This window comes from Micromonospora sp. D75 (genome assembly GCF_018070405.1).
GTDB lineage: Bacteria > Actinomycetota > Actinomycetes > Mycobacteriales > Micromonosporaceae > Micromonospora > Micromonospora chalcea.
Genome location: NZ_JAGPXV010000927.1, coordinates 1 through 1,589, shown reverse-complemented (window position 1 = coordinate 1,589; position 1,589 = coordinate 1). Strand labels below are relative to the sequence as shown.

1 protein-coding gene and 1 pseudogene are annotated in these 1,589 nt (G+C 75.1%); one reads left to right on the top strand and one right to left on the bottom strand.

Going from position 1 to position 1,589, the window contains the following annotated elements:
• Positions 1 to 755, top strand: a pseudogene (locus tag KBX39_RS30760) (hypothetical protein); the annotation flags it as partial.
• Here KBX39_RS30760 and KBX39_RS30755 read toward each other — a convergent pair.
• Positions 752 to 1,589 (bottom strand): acyl-CoA dehydrogenase (locus tag KBX39_RS30755; protein ID WP_282102499.1); only part of this gene is annotated, 838 nt, incomplete at its 5' end. The pseudogene KBX39_RS30760 and the gene KBX39_RS30755 overlap by 4 nt on opposite strands.

Sequence of the window (1,589 nt, the reverse complement as noted above, 5' to 3'; positions counted from 1 at the left end):
TCCTGCTGCCGTCCACAGTGCCGGTCGAGCCGATCCAGGCCGACGCCGGCGAGCAGGGCGTCCTCGGCCGGCTCGGTCCGGGGATCGCGCTGCTCACGCTGCTGCCGGCGCTCGTCGCGGCCGCGCCGCTCGTGGCGCCCGCCCGGGTACGCGCCGGGTCGCGGCTCGCCGGCGCGATCGCGCTGACCATGTTCGCCTGCGCGGCCGGCGAGACGGGCCTGTACTACTTCCCGCTCGCGCTGGTGGCCTGGGCGGCGGCGCTCGTGCCGTGGGCCGTGCGGCGAGGCGCCGGGGGACGGTGGTGGCACGTCCTGGCCGGTGGGATCGTGGCGATGCCCGGCGTGCTGGTGGCGGTCGCGTCGGCCGGCGGCTCGGTCGGTGTCGGCTGGGTGGGCGCGGCGCTGTGGATCGCCGGGCCGGTCGCGGCCGGTGCGCTGTGCGCCTACGGATTCCGGGCCGGGTACGCGGTGACCGCGCTGGCCGGCGCGCTGGTCATGATCCTCGCGATGGCCGAGCGCGGCTTCCTGTTCGCCGCCTTCTGGCTGTTCGGCGGCCTGTACCTGGCGCTCGGCGCCGCCGGGTACGCGGCGGCGCGGCCGGCCGACGGCGACCCCGCCACCGCGTGGGCGGCCGACGGTGACCCCACCTCACCGCCCGTCGACGGCGACCCCGCCGGGGCGCCCGGCGCACCGGCCCGGCCGCGACCTGAGCCGGCCACGGAGGCGGACCCGGAGGCCGTGGCGCCGGCCGGCTAGGCCGGCACGGCCTGCTGATCCGCGGCGGCGTCGTGCGCGGCCATCGCCTCCTGGCGTCCGGGCTCCTCGCGCAGGATCGCGGCGTGCAGCCAGGCGTCCGGGATGGCGAACCCGTCCACGAGCGTGCGCATGTACGGGCGCAGCTCCTTGAGCAGCCCGTTCACCACGCTGGTGATCGTCTTCGAGCGGGCCGGGGTGAGCCGGCCGTGCTCCAGCAGCCAGCCCTTGTTCGCCTCGATCACGGTGAGCGCGTACAGGTCGCAGACCCGGGACAGCAGCTCCTTGACCGCGGGGTCGGCGGTGGCGTCGATCCCGGCGACGAACGCCTCCAGCGTCACCCGGTCGATGTGCGCGGCGGCGAGGGCGAGGACGTGGTCCTGGACGTCGTTGAAGATGTCGAAGGGACGATCCTTCTTGGTCGACGCGCCACCGCGCAGGCGGCGCACCGCGCTGTCGAGCAGGTGCTCCTCGCGGTCCTCGAAGAGCTTGAGCTGCCAGCCCCGGTCGGTGACCGCGACCTCGTCGTCGCGGCCCGGCACCGCGCTGACCAGACGTGCGATCAGCGCCCGGGCGGCGGTGCGCTCCAGCACCATCTCGCGTACCTGCTCGGCGACGAAGGAGGCGCGTCCCCAGCCGTCGAGCGAGCCGAACTCGTCCCGGTAACCGGTCAGCAACCCCTTGGCGACCAGTTGCAGCAGCACCGTGTTGTCGCCCTCGAACGTGGTGAAGACATCGGTGTCGGCCTTGAGGCTGGGCAGGCGGTTCTCCGACAGGTAGCCGGCGCCGCCACACGCCTCCCGGCACATCTGGATGGTGCGGGTGGCGTGCCAGGTC